Below are 23,125 nucleotides of genomic sequence, written 5' to 3'. Positions count from 1 at the left end.
ATCTGTAGTGCGGCAAGTGCAGAGATGGATTGCTTCGTCGCTTCGCTCCCTTGCGCAAACGCTCCGCGTTTGTCGCAGACAATGACGAGCCTGAGGGAATTCAAAATATGTCTTCGTCGAAATTCGACATCGTCGTCTATGGCGCCACCGGCTTCACCGGCCAGCTCGTCGCCGAATATCTCGCCGAGCACTACAAGGGCGACGCCTCTCTGAAATGGGCGATGGCCGGCCGCAGCAACGACAAGCTCGCTTCCGTTCGTGATGCGATCGGCGCGCCCAAGGAGACGCCGCTGATCGTGGCCGATGCCGGCGATCCCGCGTCGTTGAAGGCGATGGTTGGCCAGACCAAATGCGTGATCAGCACGGTCGGTCCCTACCAGCTCTATGGCAACGAGTTGATCGCAGCCTGCGTCGAGGCCGGCACCGACTATGTCGATCTCTGCGGCGAGCCGATCTGGATGCGGCAGATGATCGACAAGCACGAGGCTGCGGCGAAAGCGAGTGGCGCGCGCATCGTGTTTTCCTGCGGCTTCGATTCTGTGCCGTTCGAGCTCGGAGCGTTCTTCGTGCAAGAGGAAGCCAAGCGCACGTTCGGCGCGCCGGCATTGCGCGTCAAGGGCCGCGTGCGCAACATGCGCGGCACGCTTTCCGGCGGCACGGCGGCGAGCGCCAAGGCGACCTTCGATGCGGTCGCCAAGGATCTCAGCCTGGTGGCCATCCTCAACGATCCCTTTGCGCTGACGCCGGGATTCACCGGCCCGAAACAGCCGCGCGGCAACAAACCTGCCTATGAAGAAGACATGCAATCCTGGACAGCGCCGTTCATGATGGCCCTGATCAACACGCGCAACGTCCATCGTTCCAACATGCTGATGGGATTCCCGTATGGCCGCGACTTCGTCTATGACGAGATGGTGCTGACTGGACCAGGCGAGAAGGGCGAGGCCAATGCCAAGCTGGTGATGGCGGCCAACACTGAAAAGACCGGTCCGAACGCGCCGAAGCCGGGTGAGGGGCCGTCAAGGGAAGAGCGCGAGAACGGGCTTTACGATCTCCTCTATGTCGCGATCGCGCCCGATGGCCGGCAGGTCCGCGCCGCGGTGAAGGGCGATCGCGATCCCGGCTACGGCTCGACCTCGAAGATGATTTCGGAATGCGCGATCTGCCTGCTGCGCGATACGCCTGACGTGCCGGCCGGCTTCTGGACGCCCGGCGCAGCGATGCAGCACAAGCTGATCAAGCGACTGGTTGATCATGCTGGGCTGACGTTTACGGTGGAGAAGTAGCTTTCTTGCTTTGCCTCTCCCCGCGCGCGGGGAGAGGTCGGCGCGTAGCGCCGGGTGAGGGGGAGTCTCCGCGAGTCCATCTCTCACCGTCCTTGCCGAACCGCCCCTCACCCCGACCTTCTCCCCGCAAGAGCGGGGCGAGGGAGAAGCACGCCGCTGCGATGCGCAGGACTACGCCGCCCGCGGATCGTAGGCGTACATCCAGTCCATTCCCCTCGCCGTGATCGGCAGCAAGACTTTCAACATGCGGTCGCGGATCCAGGCGCCGGTGACGCTGAACTCGCGCTTGCTGTTGCCGTTGCGGCGGGCCAGCGCGACGATCTTCTCGGCGCGGGGGCGGCGTTCAGTCTCGAACTGTTGGAAGGTCAGGCCAAGCTCCTGCTTGTCCTGCATCAGCCGGCCGAGCCGCATGGCGTCTTCGAGCGCCAGCGAGGCGCCCTGGCCGGCGTGCGGGCTGGTGGCGTGCGCGGCGTCGCCGATCAGAAGCGTGCGCTGGCGCGACCAGGTCGGCAGCGTCGCGACGTCGAGCGTTGCCGTCACCACGATATTTTCGGCAGCGTCCAGAATCCGCGGGATCGGGTCATGCCAGCCGGCATGAAAATCAAGCAAATGCCGCTTGATCGCACCCTGGCTCATGGCGCGAAAGCCGGCTGCGTCGACACCGTGTGAAGGCTGTGTGCTCCACCACATCACGCCGTCGCTCTCGTCCGAGCTGCAAAAGCCGTATCCGAAAAAGCCGCTCTGCCCAAAGGTCGTCACCACGCGCTGGCCGATCGGCGCATCTGCGATCACCGTGCGCGGGACAAAGCCGCCGAAGCCGATCAGGCCGGTGTCGAACGGTCTTGGCCCATCGGGGATCACGTGCGCCCGCACCGCGGAGTGCACGCCGTCGGCGCCGATCACGAAGTCACCCTCGGCAATGGTGCGTCGGCGAAATGCGCAACCACGGGCCTGTCGGTGCGATCCTCGATTGCGACCAGCCGCTTCTCGAAACGCAGTTCGACGTTCTCGCACCAGGCTTTGTTGATCAGCATTTCGTTCAGCGTGGCGCGGCATATGTTCACGGCCGGCTGGCCGAAGCGCTGCCGCATGTTCTGATTGACCGAACCGAGGCGGGCGCCGGATTGCGAATGGAAATCGAAGGACTCCGCGATCGATCCGCGCCGGATCATCTCGTCGGCCAATCCGATCTCGGCCAGCACATGCATGCCGTTCGGCGCGATCTGCAGGCCGCCACCGATGCCGGTCGAATAGGGCCACGCCTCGAACAGTTCGGCGTCGATGCCAGCCTTTTTCAGGAAGATCGCCGTCACTGGTCCTGCGATGCCGCCGCCGATGACCAGCGCCTTGGGTCGCCCCGTGGGTCGTCCGCTCATGCTTGCTCCATGCGTGCGTGAAGTGGTAGGAACGTATAGTTGCTAACTATCTTAGTTACTAAGATATATATCGACTAAGAGAAGAGGCTGGCTTTGTCAAGGGCGAAGGCGCGGGCTGCGCTGATGCAGGAACTCGAGAACGCGCTGCGGCGCTCGTCGGCGCAGGGCGTCATTTTCGGGCAAACGGTGGCCAATACGGTCGGGATTTCCGGCTCCGACCTCGAATGTCTCGACTTCCTCAACCTGGAAGGCCGGGTGACGGCCGGACGGCTGGCCGAGGTAACCGGGCTGACCACCGGCGCTATCACCGGCGTCGTCGACCGGCTGGAGAAGGCCGGCCTGGTCCGCCGCGAGCGCGATCCCGCCGATCGCCGCAAGGTGTTCATCGTCATCGTGCCGGAGAACCTCGCCAAGATCGGGCGGTTCTACGAACACATGCAGCGCGGCATGGTCAAACTCTGGGAGTCCTATTCGGACGCCGAGCTGAAATTGCTGCTGGAGTTCGCGACGAAGGGCTATGAGACGATGCTGGCGGCGACCGAAGAACTGAAGTCGATGGTCGAAGCGCGGAAGCCCGCGAAAAGGGGCAACCGGTCCTAGGACGGTTTCGCGGGCGTCAAGAGCACCGGATTATTGTCGGCCTTCCAGCGTTCGGCGGCGACGAACATGCCCCACATCGTGCCCAGCATCATCCAGAAATGCCGCCAATGGTCGGTATCGATGATGAAGCTCTCGCCGACCGTGCCGAGGAATGCGGCGAAGATTGCCAGATAGATCGGCTGCCACGGCACGCGGACGAAGACATAGCGGAAACTCGTCAGCACCGTGACGAAGACCAGCGCCGGATAGCAGACGCCGGAGAGCCAACCGCCCGACATGAACGCGTTCAGGTACGAATTGTGGGTGTCCTCGGGAAAGAAGCGGTTGAACTGCAGCGGGCCGATACCGAATGGCAGCCCAAGCGCCATCTCGGCGCCGAGAATATGCCGGCCGAAACGGCCGAAGCGGCCTCCATCGTAGCTCTGGTCGAGACTGGCGCGCTGCTTGAAGAGGTTCGCGATCGAATCGAATGACAACAGGATCGCAACCAGCGCTGCCGCCAGGACCACGGTCACGAGCGCGATCACGATGATGCGCGAGCGCTGCGCCTGCGAGCGGCTGGTCAGCACCATCAGCGCCAGCATGGAGGCGGAGGTAAGGATCAGCCCGCCCCAGGCGGCGCGTGAAAACGAAAGCAGGATCGCCAGCGATATGATGCCAAACGCGACCGCGCTGCGGAGCGCTCTACCGAGTTTGTCCGAGACGATGCTTTGCAGCGCGAACAGCGCCGGCAGGATCAGGAACGCGCCATACACGTTGGGATCCTTGAACGTGCCGCGGGCGCGGTCATACAGAATCAGCAGATCCCGCCCGCCGGGGACGAGATTGAAATAACCGGCAATGCCGGCGAGCGACGCAATCACCGCGCCGACGACGAGGCCGCGCCGGAGCATGTCGAGCCGCGCCGCGGTGTCCTCGGAGATGACCATCGCGAATAAGATGACCGTGATCGCCATGTACCAGGAGGTCGCGATCCAGTTAGGGACGTTAGACCGGTCCATGACGGCAACCGCGCTGATGCTGTAGCCGATATTGACCAGGAACAGGAGCAGCAGCAGCGGTATGAACACCAGCCGCATCCGCAAGCCGGTTGCGAAGAAGATCACGCAGGCGGCAAGCGTCGCCAGCTCATAGGGCGAGGGTTCGATGAAAACGATGGCGCCGGTTGCCCCGACCAGCCACACCAGCGCGCGCTGCAGGGCCAGCACGCCGGGCGCGGCCGTCGTCGATGGTAGGGAAGCCCCGGCTGTCGCCGCATACGCCATTACGCACTCACGCAACTAAACTAACTACAGCGCCACTATCCGCCGTCATTGCGAGGAGCCAACGGGTCCGGCCTTGGGCCGGCCCGATGATAAACTCCGCGACGAAGCAATCCATCTGTCCCGTTGCCGCGCTATGGATTGCTTCGCTGCGCTCGCAATGACGCGAACTCAATACGCGTTCTCGCTCTTGGTCATCAGCGCGATCGGCGTCTTGAGCAGAATGTAGAGGTCGAACAGCACCGACCAATTCTCGATGTAATAGAGATCGAACTCGACGCGCTTCTGGATCTTCTCGTCGGTATCGACTTCGCCGCGCCAGCCGTTGATCTGTGCCCAGCCGGTGATGCCCGGCTTGACGCGGTGGCGGGCGAAATAGCCGTCGACGGCCTCGTCGAACAGGCGGCTCTGCAACTTGCCCTGCACGGCGTGCGGCCGGGGGCCGACCAGCGAAAGATTACTCTTGAACACGACGTTGAAGAGTTGCGGCAGCTCATCGAGGCTGGTCTTGCGGATGAAGCGCCCGACGCGGGTGACGCGCGGATCGTTCTTGGTCACGACCTTGGAGGCGGTCGGATCAGCCTGATGGTGGTACATCGAGCGAAACTTGAACACGTCGATGCGCTCGTTGTTGAAGCCGAAGCGCTTCTGTCGGAACAATATCGGCCCGGGACTGTCGAGCTTGACCGCGAGCGCGACCAGCCCCATCACCGGCAGCGCCAGCACCAGGATGACGAAGCCGACGACATGATCGAACAGCCACTTCATCACCAGGTCCCAGTCGGTGATCGGCGCCTCGAACACGTCGAGCGTCGGCACCTCACCTAGATAGGAATAGGAGCGGGGACGGAAGCGCAGCTTGTTGGTATGCGCTGAAAGGCGGATATCCACCGGCAGCACCCACAGCTTCTTCAGCATGTCGAGAATGCGCGTCTCGGCCGAGATCGGCAGCGCGAACAGCACGAGGTCGATGCGGGTGCGGCGCGCGAATTCGACGATGTCGTCGACCTTGCCGAGCTTGGGGCTGCCGGAGCAGGTATCCATTGCGCGGTCGTCGTTGCGGTCGTCGAACACGCCGAGCACCTTGATGTCGGAATCATCCTGGGTCTTGAGCGCCTCGACCAGATCTTCGCCATTCTGGTCCGCGCCGACGATGATGGTGCGGCGATCGAGCCGGCCCTGACGCGCCCAGCTGCGCACCAGCGAGCGCAGGCCCAGGCGCTGCGCCAGCAGCGCGGCGAGGCCCGTGAGGAAAAACGCCGTGAGCCACAGCCGCGAAATCTCGCTGCCGAGCTTGACGATGAACGAGGCGCCGATGAACAGCAGGAACACGAACGCCCAGGATGAAATCATCCGGGTCATCTGGCGAAGATGGCCGCGGAATAGCTGCACCTGGTAGATGTCGGCGGCCTGGAAGCAGATCACGGCCGTTGCCGCCACGCCGAAGATCGCCGCGAGAAATTCCCAGTAGAAGCCGCTGAGTGGGACGGCATATCCGAAATAGAGCGCGATGCCGATTGCGCTGAGCATCGCGAAGTCGATAGCGCGAACCACGCCTGCGATCACGATCGGCGAATAGGCGCGACCGACTTTCTGATTGGCAACGGCAAGCGCCGCCGGTGACAACCTGCGGCGGCGTTCGACCGGCGGGCGATCGGCGCTCGCGGTCGCCGCGGCATCGAGCATCGAGCGTGCGTTAATCGGTTCCACGGTCCTCATCCCGTTCTTGAGCGGGCACATAGGAACGTGCCCGCCGGTGCGGAATTCCCCCACACAACGGCTTACGGGACAAATCGGAAGAAACAGTTACGTTGGTAAATAACGGTTAACGATTGGCAAACGCGTCGCGGTAGCCGGCAAAAACCCCTTCGACCATCGCCTTCTGCGAAAAATGCATGAAGATTCGTTCGCGCAGCGATTTAGCCCGCTCCTTGGTCGCGGACGGATCCTCAAGCGCGGCCTTGATGGCATCGGCCATGGCCGCCGCGTTGCTGGGCGCGAACAGGGCGTCGCCATGCGGGCCGAAAATTTCGGGGATGCCGCCGATATTGGCGGCGACCATCGGAATGCCGGCGGCGGCCGCCTCGATCACGACGTAGGGCATCGAATCGCCGCGGGAGGGAACCACCAGTAGCGAGCCCTTGGAGAAGCCGTAGCGCGCCTTGACGTGACCGATGAACCGCACGGCCTCGCCGAGGCCGAGCTGCTCGACCTGGGCTTTCAAGCTTTCGCTTTGCTCGCCGTCACCGGCGAGCGTCAGCGTCACCGGTCGGCCGTCGGCGCGCAGCCGCGCCACCGCGTCGATCAGGAGGTCGGCGCCCTTGATGTGCCGGAACTCGCCGACATAGATCAGGTCGGTGGCGTCATCGGCTTTCGTGACGGGATCGAATTCACTGGCGGTGACGCCGTTGAATACGCATCGCACCAATCCCTTCGGCGTGCCAATGGTGCGCTGATAGGTGTTCCGCGCGAAGGCGCTTTCGAACAGGAACAAATCGGTATCGTTCATCAGCGCGCGCTCGACGCGGGCATAGATGTTGCCCTTCAGCGTCGACAGCGGATAGTGCAGCGAGCCGCCATGCGGGGTGTAGACCCGGATCTTGCCGCGGGCAGCGGTTTTTAAACGCATGAAGGCGCCGGCCTTGGCCCCGTGGCCGTGTAGCACATCCGGATTCAGTTCGCGGATCATGCGCTGGAACCGGGCCCATACCAAAACATCGGTCGGAAGCGGCTCGCGGCGAATGGCGGTGCGGTGAACGCCGAGCTTGAGGCGCGGGGCGATTTCCGCCAGCGCCTGCTCGGCGCGTTCGCCGCCGGTGAGGCTGTCGGCGATGATGCCGACGTGATGACCGCGGTCGGCCTGGCCGTTGGCGAGATCGAGAATATGGCGGAAAATGCCGCCAACCGGCGCGCGCGTCGCGTGCAGGATGCGAAGCGGCTGACCGTCAACGACAGGCATCGAGACAGCTTTCAGATACGACCGATACCTGCGAGGGCCGAGCCACGAAGCTCGCAAACGCCAGTGCAGCAACCAGACATGAAGTTGGGGCGAGCACGCCTCGCATTGCGAAAATCCTGGAAAACTATTCCGCGATTAAGGGTGTGGATGGTTAACAAAAAATGACCTGATACGCGAGGGGCGGCGTTTCGGCGCGCACGTAGGCAAATTAACCCAGCGGCAACCATAATGAAGTGTAATCGCGCCGGTCGAGCGGACCGATAGTTGCGTCCGCGGGAGTGTGCGATGCGTTTGGCGTTCTGGCGTGCAGGCAAGGACAAGCCGGTGGTGCAGCGGGCGATAGCAAGGCCTGCGCCTGCGGCTCGGAAGCCCATCGCTGCATCCGATTCCGCCGATCTCGATCTGCACGCGCTCGGTCAGGCGTTGATGCGCAAGCGAGGCTGGATCATCGTTCCGACGGTGCTGGCGCTGGTATTGTCGCTTGTCGCCGTCAACATGATTACTCCGCGGTTCAAGTCGGAAGTGCGCATCCTGGTCGATGGCCGCGAGAACGTGTTCCTGCGGCCGACCGGCGAGCGCAACGAGGAGCGCAGCGCGCTCGACCCCGAAGCCGTGACCAGCCAGGTGCAGCTCGTGCAGTCGCGCGACCTTGCCCGCGAGATCATCAGGAAGAACAAGCTTGCCGAACTCCCCGAGTTCGACCCGGTGTTGCGGGGCTTTTCGCCGATCAAGTCGTTGCTGGCTTTGGTCGGTATCGGGCGCGACCCGTTCTCGCTGACACCGGAAGAGCGCGTGCTGGAAGCCTATTACGAGCGCTTCACGGCCTATGCGGTCGACAAATCCCGCGTCATCGTCGTCGAATTCCAATCGCGCGATCCCGAACTTGCGGCGCGCGTCGCCAATTCAATCGCGGAAGGGTATCTGGTGCTGCAGCAGGACGCGCGGCAGCAGCAGGCGAAATCGGCCGGGCAGTGGCTGTCGGGTGAAATTGAACAGCTGCGCAAGAAGGTGGCCGAATCCGAATCCCGCGTCGAGGATTTCCGTTCCAAGTCCAGCCTCTTTGTAGGCACCAACAACACCACGCTGTCCAACCAGCAGATGGGCGAGATCAACACGCAGTTGAACAACGCCCGCGCATTGAAGTCGGACGCGGAGTCCAAGGCTCGGCTGATCAAGGAAATGCTGCAAAGCGGCCAGCCGATCGAGGCATCCGAGGTGCTCAATTCCGAACTGATCCGAAGGCTCTCCGAGCAGCGCGTAACGCTGCGCGCCCAGCTTGCCGAGCAATCGTCGACGCTGCTTGGCGGCCATCCCCGCATCAAGGAGCTGAAAGCGCAGCTCGCCGATCTCGATCGCCAGCTGCGCGAGGAGGCGGGCAAGGTGTCGCGCTCGCTGGACAATGATGCACGCATCGCCGGAGGCCGGGTCGACGGCCTAATGAACAGTCTCGACCAATTGAAGAAGCAGGCCTCCTCCAACAACGGCCAGGACGTGCAGCTCCGCGCGCTCGAGCGCGAGGCCAAGGCGCAACGCGATCTGCTGGAATCCTATCTTGCCAAATACCGCGAGGCCGCCGCCCGCGAGAATATCGAAGCAGCCCCGGCCGATGGCCGCATCATCTCGCGCGCCACCGTTTCCAATACGCCGGCCTATCCAAAGAAGCTGCCCATCGTTCTGATCGCGACACTGGCGACCTTGCTGCTTACCTCGGGTGCCATCGCGACCGGCGAACTGTTGCGCATGACCGCGCCGCGTGCCGCCGCTGCGGCTTCGCCGGAAGTTTCACATGAGGCCGCGCCCGAAATCGAGTTGCCTTCTTCGTCGGAACCGTTGCTCGCACCGGCGATCGCACGCGTACTTCCGGCGGCGGAGTTGGCTGCCACAGATCACGCCTCCGAACCCATGCTGGATGAGCCGCACGCGGATGGCCCTCGGATCGATACCGCGACGGAGACCGGCGAGATCGAGCAACTGGCCGATGCGCTGGTTGACGCCGGCGCCGCGACGCGCAAGGTGACCGTGCTCGGCACCGCGCCGAGCGAGAGCATCACGCTGACCGCATTGACGCTGGCGCGGCTGATGGCGCAGCAGGCGAAAGTCGTGGTCGTCGATCTCGTCGCGTCCTCGCCGGCGATCGTGGCAGCGTCGGCCGATCCGGTCGCGCCCGGGCTTGCTGAACTGATGCAGGGCGAAGCCTCGTTTACGCAAATCATCACCAAGGACCGGCAGTCGCGCGCGCATCTCGTCAGTGCCGGACGTCCCGGTTTCGACCGCGCGCAGCTCCAGTCGCCGCGGTTGATGCTGGCGATCGATGCGCTGCTGCGGGTCTACGACCATGTGCTGTTGGACGCCGGCACCGCTTCCAATCTGCCGGCCGAATTGCTGACGTCGCAGGCGCGAGCCGTCGTGGTGCCCGAAGCGTCGATGGCGCAGGATGCGCGCGCGTCGATGTGCGACCAGCTCAGGGCGGTCGGCTTCTCGGAGGTGACGATGCTGAGTAGGCCGTGCCAGCCGTCGGATGCCGTCGAGCCGGGCCCGCGCGTGGTGGCGGCCTAATCCATCTATCCGGCGTGGTGAGATGGATTGCTTCGCTTCGCTCGCAATGACGGGAAACGGGGCTAACTGAACGCGTTGCGCAGCTTGTGCGCCATCTCCAGCAGGGCCGGATTGTGCTTCACCAGCCGCTTGGTGCGGTTGACGCCCGACATCACGCCGGCGGCAAGCTTGCCGCGCTGGCTCAGCGGAATGAAGCTGTCGAAAATCGGCTCGTCGCTCTTGCAGAAGAGGCGCTTGTAGTCGTCCGATCCTATACCGAGATCGAGCGCGCGATAACCCTGTCCGGCATAGTGATCGATGATATCGCGCATCAGGATCAGGCCGGGGCTGTATTTTGAATTCGCCGACATCGTGTAGGTGTTGAACATCATCGAGAATCGATGGCCGTCGGCGACGCCGGCGAAGATCGCGATCACTTCCTCGTCGCATTCCAGCGCGTGGATGTCGATGGCATGCCTGCCGCCGGCGATCGGCGCGGTACAGGCGCCGCGGACAAATTCCTCGATGCCGGGCTCGGCGAACACGTTCGGCAGCTTCTGTTCGGCCATCCGCTGCGGCTTGACGTGGAAGAACCAGTCGAGCAGCCGGATGATGTCAGCCTCTGACGACGCAACGTAACTGCGATAGCCGGGCAGGGACTGCAGCTTGCGTTCTTTGCCCTTGAGGCGGCGGCGGAATGAGTTGCTGACCAGCGCCGCCGGTGGGGCGCCAGGCTCCATCACCAACAGCGGGCAATCATTGGCGGACGGCTGATGCGGCAGCAAGGCGAGCGGATTGGGCAGGTCGCGCCAGCGGAGCGGTTGCTGATGCAGCGCGAGGACGTCGGCTTCGGACCTCTGCGATATCGCCGATATCAGGCCTTCGAGATCGGCCAGCGTTGCACTGGCGGCGAAATCGCGGTCGAACAGCGCCATGTTGAAGGTGGAATGCTTGCCGCCCATGAAACTGGCGCAGCGCGCGCCATAGGCCTGCCTCAGCGCGAGCGGCAGCAGCAGCAGCGGACGACGCTCCGCGTCGTAAGCAATCACGATGAAGGGAACGAGGCCATCGCGCGCGCCGACCTGCCGCTGCCAGGAACTGAGGAAGTCGAAGCGCTGATATGCCGTGAACGAGGTTTGCACAGCTTCCAGGTTGCGCCAGATATTTTCCGCCGCGGAGAGATCGTGAATGATGTCGATGCCGGCGATGCGCCCCGCCTTCGACCACGCACCTCGATCCGCCGTGCGGTCTTCAATCGCGGCAGCCATGGTCATCGCAAAGCCCGTGCTATATGAAATTGTTTACAATTTTGGCGTTGGCCGACCTTCGCAGGGAAATGTCAACAAAGGGTAATACAATCGGGGCGCGGCGGGACAGCGCGACCCGTGAGTGAGGACGGGACGTTGGCGTCGGATATCGGAATTTTGCAGCGGGCCCGGATGGAGCTCGGCTATTTCAGTGGCTATTTCAGGCTGAAGCAGCGGCAAACCGGGGGCGCCGGCGCCATTTTGCGGTTCGAGCGCGTGCGTCCGCGCGATTCCTCACCGTTCCAGCCCAACCGATGGCGTGAAATCACGCCGCAGTTTCTCGACCGGGCAATCCGTGCACTGAAGCGCTGGAACTTCGATCTGGTCACGATGGACGAAGTGTGCCGGCGGGCGGTCACGCTGCCGAAAGCCAATCGATTTGCCTGCCTGACCTTCGATGGCGGCTGCAAGGATGTGATCACGCAGGCCTATCCGGTGCTGGCAAAGCACGGCGTGCCCTTCACCGTCTACCTGCCGACCGCGTTTCCGGACGGGCTCGGCGAAGCCTGGTGGCTCGCGCTGGAAGAGATGATCGCGCGCGAGGAGCGCATCAGCCTGGTGATCGACCGCAAGGAGCGGCGTTTCGCAACGGGCAGCACGGTCGAGAAGTATGACACTTTCGAATTTCTGGCGAGCTGGCTGCGGACGCTGCCGCCGCCGGATCTTTCGTTCGCAATCCACGACCTCTGCACGCGCTACTCCGTCGATCTTGCGGCGCTGTCGCGCGCGGGGTCGATGGACTGGGACGATCTGGCGAAACTCGCCGCCGATCCGCTGGTGACGATCGGCAGCGCGACAGTGAACTATGCCGCGCTGTCGAACCTGAAAGGGGCGGACGCGCAGCGCGAGATGACGATGGGAAAGGCGGTAGCAGAGACCGCCTTGCGCCGCCCCGTCAAGCATTTCGCCTATCCGTTCGGCGACCGGCAGTCCTGGCGGCGGGAGCACGTGGTCATGGGGCAGGAGGCCGGTTTCGCCAGCGCGGTATCGACCATCCCGGGCATCGTCGAGGCCAAGGGATATACCAATCTGCACGCGCTGCCGCGGATCGCCTGGAACGGACGGCAGGGTTCGCTGCGCATGATGCGGGTGATGCTGTCGGGGATGATGTTTCCCGTGGTCCGACCTACCCGTGACAATTGGGTCTAAAGCGTTTTCAAGCGAAGTGGATACCGGTTCGCGTGAAGAAAACGCGTCAAAACAGAAATCTAGAGCATAATCGGTTCTGATCAAATCAGAACCGATGATGCTCTAGGCGCGATCGGGCCGCGACATCCAGCTCACGATCGGCATCGCCGGCAGCACCCATCCAAGGCCGGCCACGACATAGAAGATTGCCTGCAGAAGGCCCGAACTGGCCAGCCACGGCGTCTGGGCGATGGTCATGCCCATTAGCGACCACACCACGACCAGCACCAGCAGGGCGATGGTTCCGAAGAATTTGCGGGTGCGTATCGTCATGGCGGATATGTCAGGTTCGTGGCGGGTTGCGCGCGGGAAGGGGCGGACTATAAGGGGCGCGCCAATTCAATCAAGCGCGCCTTCGGGGCAAGCCAGGACGGCCTTTAGGACGAGCTTTAAGACGGGTTTTATGACCGCTAGTTCCACACCGCAGGCCGTGCATGCCACCGCCGTCAGATGGTGGCTGATCGTGGTCGCCGCGCTGATCGCCATCATGGTGCTGGTCGGCGGCGCCACGCGGCTGACCGAATCCGGATTGTCGATCGTCGAGTGGAAGCCGGTTACCGGCACGCTGCCGCCGCTCAACGAGGCGCAATGGGCGCAGGCGTTTGAAGGCTACAAGGCCATCCCGCAATACCGCGAGCTCAACGCCGGCATGAGCCTTGCGGAGTTCAAGACCATCTTCTGGTGGGAATGGAGCCACCGCCTGCTCGGGCGCGTGATCGGCGCGGTCTACCTGCTGCCGTTCCTGTACTTCCTGTGGCGCGGCGTGTTCAGCGCCGAATTGAAAAAGCGGCTGTGGCTGATCTTCGGCCTGGGCGCGCTGCAGGGCGCGGTCGGCTGGTGGATGGTCGCGTCGGGCCTCTCGCAGCGGACCGAGGTGTCGCAGTATCGTCTGGCGACGCATCTGGTGCTCGCGCTGATCATCTTCGCGTCGATCGTCTGGACGCTGCGGCGGATGACCTCGCGTCCGCAGCCCGCTTTCCCCATGCGGCTGAAGGTCTCCGGGGTGGCCTTGCTCGCCGTGACGTTCGTCCAGCTTTATTTCGGCGCACTGGTCGCGGGGCTGCGGGCGGGCAGGGTGTACAACACCTGGCCAGAGATCGACGGCGCGTTCATTCCGTCGGCGGCGCGGCTTTGGTTCGAGGAGCCGTGGTGGCGCAATCTGTTCGACAACACACTCACCGTGCAGTTCGAACATCGCATGACGGCCTATGCGCTGCTGGCACTGGCGCTGTGGCATGCGGTTGACGCGGTTCGCTCGCGCGCCGGAGCGGCCATCATTGGCGGCGCCTGGTCGCTGGTCGCGGCGATCATGCTGCAAGCTGTGCTCGGCATCCTCACGCTGCTGCATCAGGTGCCGATCGACCTGGCGCTGGGGCATCAGGCGGTCGCGATCGTGGTGCTGACGCTCGCCGTCCTGCAGACCGAGCGTCTGGTTGCGCGCCGTACCGAGTCCGACCAGCGGAAACTGGTGCTACCGCTCGGGCAGCCCGGCTGAAATTGAGCGATTCTAATCTGCCGCACTTTTCGGAAGTGCTCAATTTGCGGGGCTTTCTCGCGCCCTGACGCTTTTGTGTGGGGCCCGGCCGCTTTACTTGGATGGTCTGGACGATAAAACGAAACAAAAAACGGATCCCGTTCCATGTCATCAGCATTCGTCCAGGCCGCCGTCATCCTGCTCCGCGAGGGGCTCGAAGCCATGCTGGTGATCGCAGCACTCGCCGGCTATCTGACTAAAGCCGGCGCCGGTCATCGCATTAAGGCGCTGTATGGCGGCGCGCTCGCGGCCGTAGGCGCCAGCTTCATCGCCGCCTGGCTGTTCGCGGTGCTGAATTCGGGCGATCACAGTGACGTTCTCGAAGGCGTCATCATTCTCTTCGCCGCCGGCCTGATGCTCTATGTCAGCGGCTGGCTGATGGTGAAGCAGGATCCGCGCGGCTGGCAGGAATATCTCGCCCAGAAGGCGGACCAGGCGCTGTCGCAGGACACGGTATGGGCGATCGGCGCGCTGGCCTTCCTCGCGGTGTTCCGCGAGGGCGCCGAAACCGTGCTGTTCATCAACGCACTCGCGACGACCGAAGGCGGCTGGAGCGCGGGGCTGTTCGCCGGCCTTGCCGCCGCGACGGCGGGCCTTGCCGTGCTATTCTATTTCATCAACCTGATTGCGCGAAAGCTGCCGCTGCGGCCGCTGTTCATCATCACCTCGGCGTTCCTGTTCGTGATGGCGATCAAGTTCATCGGTGAGGCGGTGCAGGAATTCCAGGAACAGGCGATCATCACGGTCACCGAAGTCAAGGGCTCGGCGTTCCTGACTGCGATCGGGCTCAATCCGTCCATGGAGGCGCTGTCGATCCAGGGACTAGTGATCCTGTTTGTCTTCGCCACCTATTCGGTGTTCCAGCGCAACAGCCGCCTGATGCGCGAGGACAAGGCCGCGATGCGGGCGGCCGAATAGCCCGCCGATAGCTAAGCTGCCTGCCGATTGAGTTCGAGATAGTCGAGTCCGATATCGAGCGCGGCGGAGCTGTGCGTCAGCCAGCCTGCCGAAATCAGGTCGACGCCGGTCGCGGCGATCGCCCTGGCGGTCTCGACCGTGATGCGGCCGGAGGCTTCGGTGATGGCCCGGCCGCCGGTCATCGCCACCGCCTTCCGCAATTCCTCGACCGTCATGTTGTCGAGCAGCACGGCGTCCACGCCAATCGCAAGGGCCTGTTCGAGCTGCGACAGGGTATCGACCTCGACCTCGATCTTGACAAGGTGGCCGGCATGCGCCTTTGCGCGCGCGATCGCGGTTCTGACGTCACCGGCAAGCGCGATGTGGTTGTCCTTGATCAGGATGGCGTCGTCGAGGCCGAAGCGGTGATTGCTGCCGCCACCGGCGCGGACGGCGTATTTTTCCAGCGCGCGCAATCCGGGCGTGGTCTTGCGGGTGCAGACGATGCGCGCCTTGGTGCCTTGCGCTGCCGATACCAGCGAGGCCGTCGCGGTCGCGACGCCGCTGAGATGGCAGAGAAAATTCAGGGCCGTCCGCTCGCCGGTCAATAGCCCGCGTGCCGGGCCCTCGATGGCGGCGATCACATCGCCCGGCGCCACCACGCTGCCGTCAGGGCGCTCCGCAGCGAGCTGGATTGCGGGATTGACGAATTGAAATGCACAGCGCGCGATGTCGAGCCCTGCCACGACGCCGGGTTGGCGCGCGCGTAACACCAGTGAGGCGCGCCTGTCGGCCGGGACAATTGCATCGGCCGTGATATCTCCTGCGCGTCCGAGATCTTCGAGCAGGGCGGTTCGAACCAGCGGCTCGTACATGAGCGGCAGAAGCGGCGTGAGGGTCACGGCTGGGCACTCCCGACAGACAGGGATCCGGTTTCAACAAGGTCGCGCGCGGCATCGAGCGCTTCCACGAGCGAGATGGATGAAGGCACGGCCGAAGGCAGGGCATCGGGGAAGTCGTTGCGAAAATGCCCGCCGCGGCTTTCCTCGCGCCGCCAGGCCGCGACCGCGATCATCAATCCGACCAGGGCGGGATCGGAAGCTGCACTTCTGCCGTTGGCGAGTGGCAAGAGGCCGCGGATCGCGCGTTCGATGCCGTGCCGGTCACGGAGCACGCCGAGACCTTGCGACAAGATCGGCCGCACGGCCGAAGGATCGGGTGCGGGCGGAGGTGTGTCGGCGGTGCGTACCTTGAGCGGGCCGCGGCTTGCTGCCAGTACGCTCTCGGCGACCCATTGAGCGCAGACAATCGCTTCCATCAGCGAGTTGCTGGCGAGCCGGTTGGCGCCATGCAGCCCGGTGCGGCTGGCTTCGCCGCAGGCCCAGAGACCGGTCACGGTGCTGCGGCCCTCGATATCCACGGCGATACCGCCCATGTGGTAGTGCACCGCCGGCCTCACCGGGATCGGATCGGTCGCGGGATCGATCCCCGCCATCTTGCAGAACGCGGAGATGACGGGATAGCGTTTTGCAAATTCCTGTCCGGGATGTTTGCGCGCGTCGAGAAAGACGCGTTGTCCCTCGGCGCGGCGGCGCCAGACTGCGCGGGCGACGATGTCGCGGGGCGCGAGTTCGGCCCCTGGCTGGTCCGCCATGAAGCGCTGTCCGGTGTCGTCGATCAGGATCGCGCCGTCGCCGCGCACGGCCTCGGTCACCAGCGGCATCGGACGCGACGGGCCGTCGAAGGCGGTCGGGTGAAACTGGACGAACTCGAGATCGGAGAATTTTGCGCCCGCGCGTGCCGCCAGCGCAAGCCCCTGGCCGAAGCAACCGGCCGGGTTGGTACTATCCAAAAACAGTCCGCCGATACCGCCCGTCGCGATCACGACGCGGCCGGTAACGATCGTCAGCGGACCCTGCGCGTTCACCGCAACGACGCCCTTGATGGCATTGTCCTCGACGATCAGGCTCCGCGCCTCGACTCCCTCAAGGAGACTGATGGACGGGCAGCGGCGCACGGCTGAGATCAGCGCCCGCATGATCTCGCGTCCGGTGCCGTCGCCGGTGGCGTGCACGATCCGGTTGCGGCTGTGCGCGGCCTCCAGGCCCAACCGCCATTCGCCATCGGGCCGGCGGTCGAAGGCGACGCCAAGTCGGGCGAGGTGTTCGACTGCCGCGGGGGCCGCGTGGACGATCCGGCTTGCAATGGCTTCGTCGCAGAGACCTGCGCCTGCCGCCAGCGTGTCGCCGAGATGCAGGGCAGGTGCATCGTCTCCGCCCATCGCGGCGGCCAATCCGCCTTGCGCCCACAGACTGGAGGCTTCGGCGCCCAGCGGTGCCTTTGACAACAGCACCACAGGCTCGGGCGCCATCTGCAGCGCCGTCATCAACCCGGCGGCCCCGCCGCCGATGATGACGGGACGGCCGGCGAGCGCTGAGATATCCATACTCATATCGCCAGCATCCTTTCCACCGCGCGCCGGGCCGGCGCAGCGATCACGGGATCGATCGTCACTTCGTGCTGACCACTATCCAGCGCGTGGCGGATGTTCTTCAGCGTGATCCGCTTCATGTGCGGGCAGAGATTGCAGGGCCGGATGAACTCCACATCGGGGTGGAGCACCGCGACGTTGTCGCTCATCGAGCATTCCGTCAGCAGCACCACGCGGGGCGGCCGCTGCTTGCCGACGAAATCGGACATCGACGCCGTAGAGCCAGAGAAATCGGCTTCCGCGACCACTTCGGGCGGGCACTCCGGATGCGCCAGGATGGTCACATCAGGGTGATTCTCCCGCAGTTGCCGGACGTCGGACGCCGTGAACAGCTCGTGCACCTCGCAATGGCCCTTCCATGCCATGATCTTCACGTTCGTCTGCGCGGCAATGTTCTGCGCCAGATATTCATCCGGCAGCATGATGACGCGTTCGACGCCGAGCGACTCCACGACCTTGAGCGCGTTGCCGGAGGTGCAGCAGATATCGGATTCCGCTTTCACCGCCACCGACGTGTTGACATAGGTGACGACGGGGACGCCGGGATAACGCTGCCGCATCAGCCGCACGTCCTGCGCGGTGATGGAGTCTGCCAGCGAACAGCCCGCCGCGAGGTCGGGGATCAGCACGGTCTTTTCCGGGTTCAGCAGCTTGGCCGTCTCGGCCATGAAGTGCACGCCCGCCAGCACGATGATGTCGGCATCGACCTTGGTGGCTTCGCGCGCCAGCAGCAGGCTGTCGCCGACGATGTCGGCGACACCGTGGAAGATTTCAGGCGTCTGGTAATTATGCGCGAGGATAACGGCGTTGCGGCTTCGCTTCAGGTCGAGAATGGCGTCGACATCCTCGGCAAAAACCGCCCATTCAGGCGGCGGGATGACCCGTTTGACCCGGTCGTAAAGCGGCGAGACGCGCGCGAGCGCGGGGGAGCTGAAGCTGGCCATTTATACTCTCCTTGAGTATATCTTGGCTTATACTTATCCTGAGCATAATCGAAGTCAAGTGCGTGATAGCGGGAGCTTGGTTCCGACGACTGCCCGTTCCGCCAGCACGCCATGGCGGAACCGGAATAATTTGGCGGGACGGCCGACGGTGTCGGCGGCGATTGCGCCAGTTTCCTCAACGAGTTGTTGCTGCTCGATCAGGCGACGAAAATTCTGCTTGTGCACCAGGCGGCCTGCAAGCGCCTCAACGCTGCGTTGCAATTGCAGCAGGGTGAATTCCGCCGGCATCAGCTCGAACACCACGGGACGGTATTTGATCTTGGCGCGCAGCCGCGCGATCCCGGTGGCGAGAATGCGGCGATGATCTCCGGTCATCGGGCGGCCGGGAATGACCGCTGAAGCGTTGCGGCGGTCGCGCGCCGCTTCTGGAATCAGGCCGGCTTCATAGAGCAACTCATAGCGCTGCAGCACCAGTTCCTCATTCCAGTCGCGCTCGTCGAGGCCGAAGGTAATCGCGGCGCGCTGCCAGCGTTCGCGCTGCAGGGCCGTAGTCTCGGCGGATTTTGCCCACGCCCGCAGCCGCGATGCCAATGTCTTCGCCAGCGAAGCGGGGAGGCCGGCCCGCTGGTCCTCCCACGGAAAATATTCGTACCAGCCGGACCAATGCGCCTGAAAACCCTGACCGACCTTGTCTTCGCGGGTTAGCCCCAGATAGCTGATCGAGATCGAATGCAGCGACTTCTCATGGCCGCCTCGCCCGCGATCGGCGAAAGTGTAGAGCTGCTCGACATAGCCGAGCGGATGGCCGGTCTGCGCCTCGACCCACGCCCGCAATCCCGTCTGCAGCGAGCGGTGCGCAAATTCGAACGGGCCGCTCGGCAGCGCACCGTCGTTGGCGATGGTCATGATCTTCGGCTCGCCGTCCGTGACGGCGACGAGAACCGCGACCAAGTCCGCCGTGATCGCATTGGCCGCGCCTGTCTTGCTTACTTTCCGCGGTGCCCCTGCCACGTCGGTTGTCCGTCTCCGTTATTGGCTGATGCGCGTTTAGCAATATCCGTACACGCCGCAAGCATATGGCAAGCGGTTCCAATACGGCTCATAGGGGCCGCCGTAATAGGGGCCGTCATAGCTGTAGGAATGGCTGGTCCCGTAATAGCCGGGCAGTGTTGATGAGCCTGGCAGCAGCGGTGTGCCGAAGATGCGCGGCGCATAGGCCTTGATGCCGGTCGGCACCAACACCTCTTCTTCGACCACCAAGGTGCGGCCGCGCCGCACATAAAGAGGGGCTGCTGGCGGGGCAATCGTGGTTCGGTAATTGTAATGCGCGCGCGGCAAGCCCGGCGGCAGATTGCTAGCGGCGCGGACCGTGGCGCTCTTGGCGGCCGGGGTGCCCTTGGCGCGCTTCGCCGCGGCCGGGCTGTCGGCGGCGGGCTTGGCGACGTCAGGGCTGTCGGCAGGCTTTGCTGCGGCTGGGCCATCGGCGGGCTTCATCGCTCCGGGGCTTTCGGCGGCCGCAGCGGTTCCGATCGCGAAAATCGCGAACAGAAATGGTGTCATCCAGCGCAGCATCGTTGGCTCCGAATCATCGAGGGCGGCTCAGCGTCACTCTATGCCGGAATGAGCGTTAGCGAGAGGCTTGTGATTTCGAAGGTTCGCCGTCATGGCCGGGCTTGTTTCGGCCATCCACGCCTTCCTTGGCGGCTTCCAAGACGTGGATGCCCGGGACAAGCCCGGGCATGACGAGTTTTTCTGCTGACACTTCCGTGCCGCCGCAGCCATCACGCGCTTAGCGCCTGCTCCAGATCCGCGATCAGGTCTTCCTTGTCCTCGATGCCGATCGACAGGCGCACGACATCGGGTGCGGCGCCGGATCTCACCTTGGCTTCGTCGTCGAGTTGGCTGTGCGTGGTCGATGCCGGGTGAATCACCAGCGACCGGGTGTCGCCGACATTTGCCAGGTGCGAGAACAGTTTCAGGTTCGACACCAGGTTGACGCCGGCGTCGTAGCCGCCCCTCAGGCTGAAGGTGAACACCGCACCGGCGCCCTTCGGCGCGTATTTGCGCGCGAGCTTGTTGTACTTGTCGCTGGCGAGGCCCGAATAGTTCACCGACGCCACCGCGGGATGACCGGCAAGAAATTCCGCGACCGCCTTGGCGTTCTCGCAATGCTTCTGCATGCGCAGCGGCAGCGTCTCGATCCCGGTCAGGATCATGAAGGCGTTGAACGGCGACAGCGCCGGGCCGAGGTCGCGCAAGCCCAGCACGCGGCAGGCAATCGCGAAGGCAAAATTGCCAAACGTCTCCTGGATACGGATGCCGTGATATTCCGGGCGCGGCTCGTTCAACATCGGATACTTGTTGTCCTTCGACCAGTCGAAGGTGCCGGCATCGACGATGATGCCGCCGAGCGAATTGCCGTGGCCGCCCAGAAATTTCGTCAGCGAGTGCACGACGATGTCGGCGCCATGATCGATCGGGCGGATCAGATACGGCGTCGCCAGCGTGTTGTCGACGATCAGCGGCACGCCGGCCTTGCGCGCCACCTCGGCGATCGCCTCGATGTCGGTGATGCTGCCGGCGGGGTTGGCGATCGATTCGATGAAGATCGCCTTGGTGCGCGGCGTCACCGCGCGCTCGAAACTGCCGATATCGTCGGGGTCAGCCCACGCCACGTTCCAGCCAAAGCTCTTGAACGCATGGTTGAACTGGTTGATCGAGCCGCCATAGAGTTTTCGCGCGGCGATGAACTCGTCGCCCGGCATCAATAGCTGTTGCAGCACGACGACCTGCGCGGCGTGTCCCGAGGCGACCGCCAGCGCCGCGGTGCCGCCTTCCAGCGCCGCAATTCGCTCTTCCAGCACCGCCGTGGTCGGGTTGCCGATGCGGGTATAGATATTGCCGAACGCCTGTAGCCCGAACAGCGAGGCGGCATGGTCGGCGTCGTTGAACACAAAGGACGTGGTTTGATAGATCGGCGTCACCCGGGCGCCGGTGGTGGGGTCGGGCTGCGCGCCGGCATGCACGGCAAGGGTCGAAAATCCCGGGAGACGGTCGGTCATTCTTTACGTCCTGTTCTTTGGCTTGCTCGAAATGCGTGGGGATGCTGATCGTAGCCGCGCGCGCCGTCAAGGCGAGGGGTTCACATGTGGCGGATTGAAAACGGGTCTGCTTCGTCAGGTCGGATCTTCGAAATAATCGTTTCGGATTGCTTCACGTCGGCTCGTTTTTGTTCTTTGCGGCGCGATCCGATGCTGCTGTCGCTCCGCCACCGACGCTCATGCGATTCAGCGACAGGCGCATACCTTGCGTCGGAATCGGCGCGCGCTTCGAACTCAGCGTGCGGGAATTCACTCCCATCCATGAAATTTCCGAGGACAACCGCCCGTACTCGATCTTCGGGCAACGGTTCATCACCACCTTGAGGCCGGCGGCCTCGGCTTTGGCGGCAGCTGCGTCGTCGCGCGCGCCGAGCTGCATCCAGATCACTTTCGGTGGCGGAGACAAGGTCAGGGCCTCGTCGACGACGGGCATGATGTGGCTGGAGCTGCGGAAGATGTCGATCATGTCGACCGGGCGGCCGATATCCGACAGCGAGGCGACGAAGGGTTTTCCGATCAGGCTCTTGCCGACGTGGCCGGGATTGACCGGAATCATGTCATAGCCGCGTTGCGCCAGATATTTGAAGGCGAAGTAGCTCGGCCGAACATTGACCGGCGAGGCGCCGACCATCGCGATCGACTTCACGCCGTTGAGGATGCCGCGGATGTAGTTGTCGTCGTAGTTGTCGTGGTTCATTTCAATCCTGCACAGTCATTCCGGGGCGCGCGTAGCGCGAACCCGGAATCTCGAGATTCCGGGTCTGGTCCTTCGGACCATCCCGGAATGACGACGCTCTGCGTCGTCACTTATCCTGCCATTTCGGCTCGCGTTTCTCGATGAAGGCGCCGATGCCTTCCTCGGCGTCGCGTGCCATCATGTTCTCGGTCATCACCTCGGCCGCATAGCGATAGGCGTCGGCGAGGCTCATTTCGGCCTGGCGATAGAACGCCTCCTTGCCGAGCTTGACGGTATAGGCGGACTTAAGCGCGACCTTCTGCGCCAGCGCGATCGCCGCGTCGCGCTCGGTCCCGGCGGCGACCACGCGGTTGACCAGGCCGATATTCTTCGCCGTCGCGGCCGAGATCGGCTCGCCCGTGAGCAGCATCTCCATCGCCTGCTTGCGCGGGATGTTGCGCGACAGCGCCACCATCGGCGTCGAGCAGAACAGACCGATATCGACGCCGGGGGTGGCGAAGCCCGCGGCTTCGGAAGCAACAGCGAGATCGCAGCTCGCTACGAGCTGGCAGCCAGCGGCGGTCGCAATGCCCTGCACGGCGGCGACCACCGGCTTCGGCAGAAGCACGACGGCCTGCATCATCGCGCTGCAGGCGTTCATGATCTGCCCGAAATAGGCGCGACCGCGATCGGCATCGCTTCGGCGCGCGGTCAGTTCTTTCATGTCGTGGCCCGCGGAGAAGGCCGGGCCGTTGGCCGCGATAACGACGGCGCGGACGCTGTTGTCGTCGTGAATTTCCTTCAGCGCGCCGTGCAACTCGGCGATCAGGCCCTCCGACAGGCTGTTGCGCGCGGCCGGCCGGTTGAGGGTGAGCAGGCGGATGCTGCCGATATTTTCCTGCAGCAGGATCGGAGGTTGCGGCGTGGGTGCGCGGGCAGTCTGGGCGGGCATTTCCGGGGTTTCCACTC

21 protein-coding genes are annotated in these 23,125 nt (G+C 64.0%); 6 read left to right on the top strand and 15 right to left on the bottom strand.

Annotated features, from left to right (window positions below; genetic code table 11):
* Nucleotides 1-107: 107 nt before the first annotated feature.
* Nucleotides 108-1,286 (top strand): saccharopine dehydrogenase family protein, encoded by a 1,179-nt coding sequence (locus tag AC0QUY_RS01225; protein WP_475385431.1) that lies wholly within the window; start codon nucleotides 108-110, stop codon nucleotides 1,284-1,286.
* 171 nt (nucleotides 1,287-1,457) lie between these two features.
* Here the strand turns inward: AC0QUY_RS01225 and AC0QUY_RS01220 are convergent, their stop codons facing one another.
* On the bottom strand, nucleotides 1,458-2,189 hold the full coding sequence (locus tag AC0QUY_RS01220; protein WP_475385430.1) for an FAD-dependent monooxygenase: 732 nt from the start codon (nucleotides 2,187-2,189) through the stop codon (nucleotides 1,458-1,460).
* Nucleotides 2,186-2,662 (bottom strand): FAD-dependent oxidoreductase, encoded by a 477-nt coding sequence (locus AC0QUY_RS01215; RefSeq protein ID WP_475385429.1) that lies wholly within the window; start codon nucleotides 2,660-2,662, stop codon nucleotides 2,186-2,188. The genes AC0QUY_RS01220 and AC0QUY_RS01215 overlap by 4 nt, the downstream gene beginning before the upstream one ends.
* A gap of 123 nt (nucleotides 2,663-2,785) precedes the next feature.
* Between AC0QUY_RS01215 and AC0QUY_RS01210 the strand changes: the two genes are divergently transcribed.
* The gene (locus tag AC0QUY_RS01210; RefSeq protein WP_475385515.1) at nucleotides 2,786-3,262 is read left to right on the top strand and encodes a MarR family winged helix-turn-helix transcriptional regulator; all 477 of its coding nucleotides are present in this window, start codon (nucleotides 2,786-2,788) and stop codon (nucleotides 3,260-3,262) included.
* Here AC0QUY_RS01210 and AC0QUY_RS01205 read toward each other — a convergent pair.
* The 3 genes from AC0QUY_RS01205 to AC0QUY_RS01195 all read right to left on the bottom strand — a co-directional run bounded on the left by AC0QUY_RS01205 (nucleotide 3,259) and on the right by AC0QUY_RS01195 (nucleotide 7,483).
* Nucleotides 3,259-4,527, bottom strand: coding sequence for an O-antigen ligase family protein (locus AC0QUY_RS01205; protein WP_475385428.1), 1,269 nt, complete (start codon nucleotides 4,525-4,527; stop codon nucleotides 3,259-3,261). The genes AC0QUY_RS01210 and AC0QUY_RS01205 overlap by 4 nt on opposite strands.
* Nucleotides 4,528-4,695: 168 nt before the next feature.
* Nucleotides 4,696-6,234 (bottom strand): undecaprenyl-phosphate glucose phosphotransferase, encoded by a 1,539-nt coding sequence (locus AC0QUY_RS01200; protein ID WP_475385427.1) that lies wholly within the window; start codon nucleotides 6,232-6,234, stop codon nucleotides 4,696-4,698.
* Between the two features lie 115 nt (nucleotides 6,235-6,349).
* Nucleotides 6,350-7,483, bottom strand: coding sequence for a glycosyltransferase family 4 protein (locus AC0QUY_RS01195; RefSeq protein ID WP_161854972.1), 1,134 nt, complete (start codon nucleotides 7,481-7,483; stop codon nucleotides 6,350-6,352).
* A 285-nt stretch (nucleotides 7,484-7,768) separates the two neighbouring features.
* Here AC0QUY_RS01195 and AC0QUY_RS01190 point away from each other — a divergent pair, with 285 nt between their 5' ends.
* Entirely contained in the window at nucleotides 7,769-10,039 is a 2,271-nt protein-coding gene (locus AC0QUY_RS01190) for a GumC family protein (RefSeq protein ID WP_475385426.1), read from the top strand.
* Nucleotides 10,040-10,101: 62 nt separating this feature from the next.
* Here AC0QUY_RS01190 and AC0QUY_RS01185 read toward each other — a convergent pair whose 3' ends face one another.
* Nucleotides 10,102-11,292 carry a GNAT family N-acetyltransferase gene (locus AC0QUY_RS01185; RefSeq protein WP_475385425.1) on the bottom strand — a complete coding sequence of 397 codons (1,191 nt, stop codon included), beginning with the start codon at nucleotides 11,290-11,292 and terminating at the stop codon, nucleotides 10,102-10,104.
* 129 nt (nucleotides 11,293-11,421) lie between these two features.
* On the opposite strand from AC0QUY_RS01185, the gene AC0QUY_RS01180 reads away from it, so the two are divergent.
* On the top strand, nucleotides 11,422-12,474 hold the full coding sequence (locus AC0QUY_RS01180; protein ID WP_475385514.1) for a polysaccharide deacetylase family protein: 1,053 nt from the start codon (nucleotides 11,422-11,424) through the stop codon (nucleotides 12,472-12,474).
* Between the two features lie 102 nt (nucleotides 12,475-12,576).
* Here AC0QUY_RS01180 and AC0QUY_RS01175 read toward each other — a convergent pair whose 3' ends face one another.
* Nucleotides 12,577-12,786, bottom strand: a complete 210-nt coding sequence (locus tag AC0QUY_RS01175) for a DUF2842 domain-containing protein (protein WP_475385424.1) — start codon at nucleotides 12,784-12,786, stop codon at nucleotides 12,577-12,579.
* Between the two features lie 130 nt (nucleotides 12,787-12,916).
* On the opposite strand from AC0QUY_RS01175, the gene AC0QUY_RS01170 reads away from it, so the two are divergent.
* Together AC0QUY_RS01170 and AC0QUY_RS01165 are read left to right on the top strand one after the other, a co-directional pair.
* A complete protein-coding gene (locus AC0QUY_RS01170) occupies nucleotides 12,917-14,008 on the top strand; it encodes a COX15/CtaA family protein (protein ID WP_475385423.1) in 1,092 nt (363 codons plus the stop codon).
* A 144-nt stretch (nucleotides 14,009-14,152) separates the two neighbouring features.
* A complete protein-coding gene (locus AC0QUY_RS01165; protein ID WP_161854967.1) occupies nucleotides 14,153-14,965 on the top strand; it encodes an FTR1 family iron permease in 813 nt (270 codons plus the stop codon).
* Nucleotides 14,966-14,976: 11 nt separating this feature from the next.
* Here AC0QUY_RS01165 and nadC read toward each other — a convergent pair whose 3' ends face one another.
* The 8 genes from nadC to AC0QUY_RS01125 all read right to left on the bottom strand — a co-directional run bounded on the left by nadC (nucleotide 14,977) and on the right by AC0QUY_RS01125 (nucleotide 23,108).
* A complete protein-coding gene (nadC, locus tag AC0QUY_RS01160; RefSeq protein WP_475385422.1) occupies nucleotides 14,977-15,846 on the bottom strand; it encodes a carboxylating nicotinate-nucleotide diphosphorylase in 870 nt (289 codons plus the stop codon).
* Nucleotides 15,843-17,396 (bottom strand): L-aspartate oxidase, encoded by a 1,554-nt coding sequence (locus tag AC0QUY_RS01155; RefSeq protein WP_475385421.1) that lies wholly within the window; start codon nucleotides 17,394-17,396, stop codon nucleotides 15,843-15,845. The genes nadC and AC0QUY_RS01155 overlap by 4 nt, the downstream gene beginning before the upstream one ends.
* Entirely contained in the window at nucleotides 17,393-18,379 is a 987-nt protein-coding gene (nadA, locus tag AC0QUY_RS01150) for a quinolinate synthase NadA (protein ID WP_475385420.1), read from the bottom strand. The genes AC0QUY_RS01155 and nadA overlap by 4 nt, the downstream gene beginning before the upstream one ends.
* Nucleotides 18,380-18,433: 54 nt before the next feature.
* A complete protein-coding gene (locus AC0QUY_RS01145; RefSeq protein WP_475385419.1) occupies nucleotides 18,434-19,390 on the bottom strand; it encodes an NUDIX hydrolase in 957 nt (318 codons plus the stop codon).
* 36 nt (nucleotides 19,391-19,426) lie between these two features.
* On the bottom strand, nucleotides 19,427-19,951 hold the full coding sequence (locus tag AC0QUY_RS01140; protein WP_475385418.1) for a hypothetical protein: 525 nt from the start codon (nucleotides 19,949-19,951) through the stop codon (nucleotides 19,427-19,429).
* Between the two features lie 209 nt (nucleotides 19,952-20,160).
* The gene (locus tag AC0QUY_RS01135) at nucleotides 20,161-21,441 is read right to left on the bottom strand and encodes an O-acetylhomoserine aminocarboxypropyltransferase (RefSeq protein ID WP_161854961.1); all 1,281 of its coding nucleotides are present in this window, start codon (nucleotides 21,439-21,441) and stop codon (nucleotides 20,161-20,163) included.
* Nucleotides 21,442-21,592: 151 nt separating this feature from the next.
* Nucleotides 21,593-22,177: a CoA-binding protein gene (locus AC0QUY_RS01130; protein WP_475385417.1), complete on the bottom strand. Its 585-nt coding sequence runs from the start codon at nucleotides 22,175-22,177 to the stop codon at nucleotides 21,593-21,595.
* Nucleotides 22,178-22,283: 106 nt separating this feature from the next.
* On the bottom strand, nucleotides 22,284-23,108 hold the full coding sequence (locus AC0QUY_RS01125; protein ID WP_161854959.1) for an enoyl-CoA hydratase: 825 nt from the start codon (nucleotides 23,106-23,108) through the stop codon (nucleotides 22,284-22,286).
* Nucleotides 23,109-23,125: the final 17 nt, after the last annotated feature.

This window comes from Bradyrhizobium sp. WYCCWR15520 (genome assembly GCF_056174665.1).
Note: the sequence above shows the minus strand (reverse complement) of the source record. Positions and strands in the feature narration are given on the sequence as shown.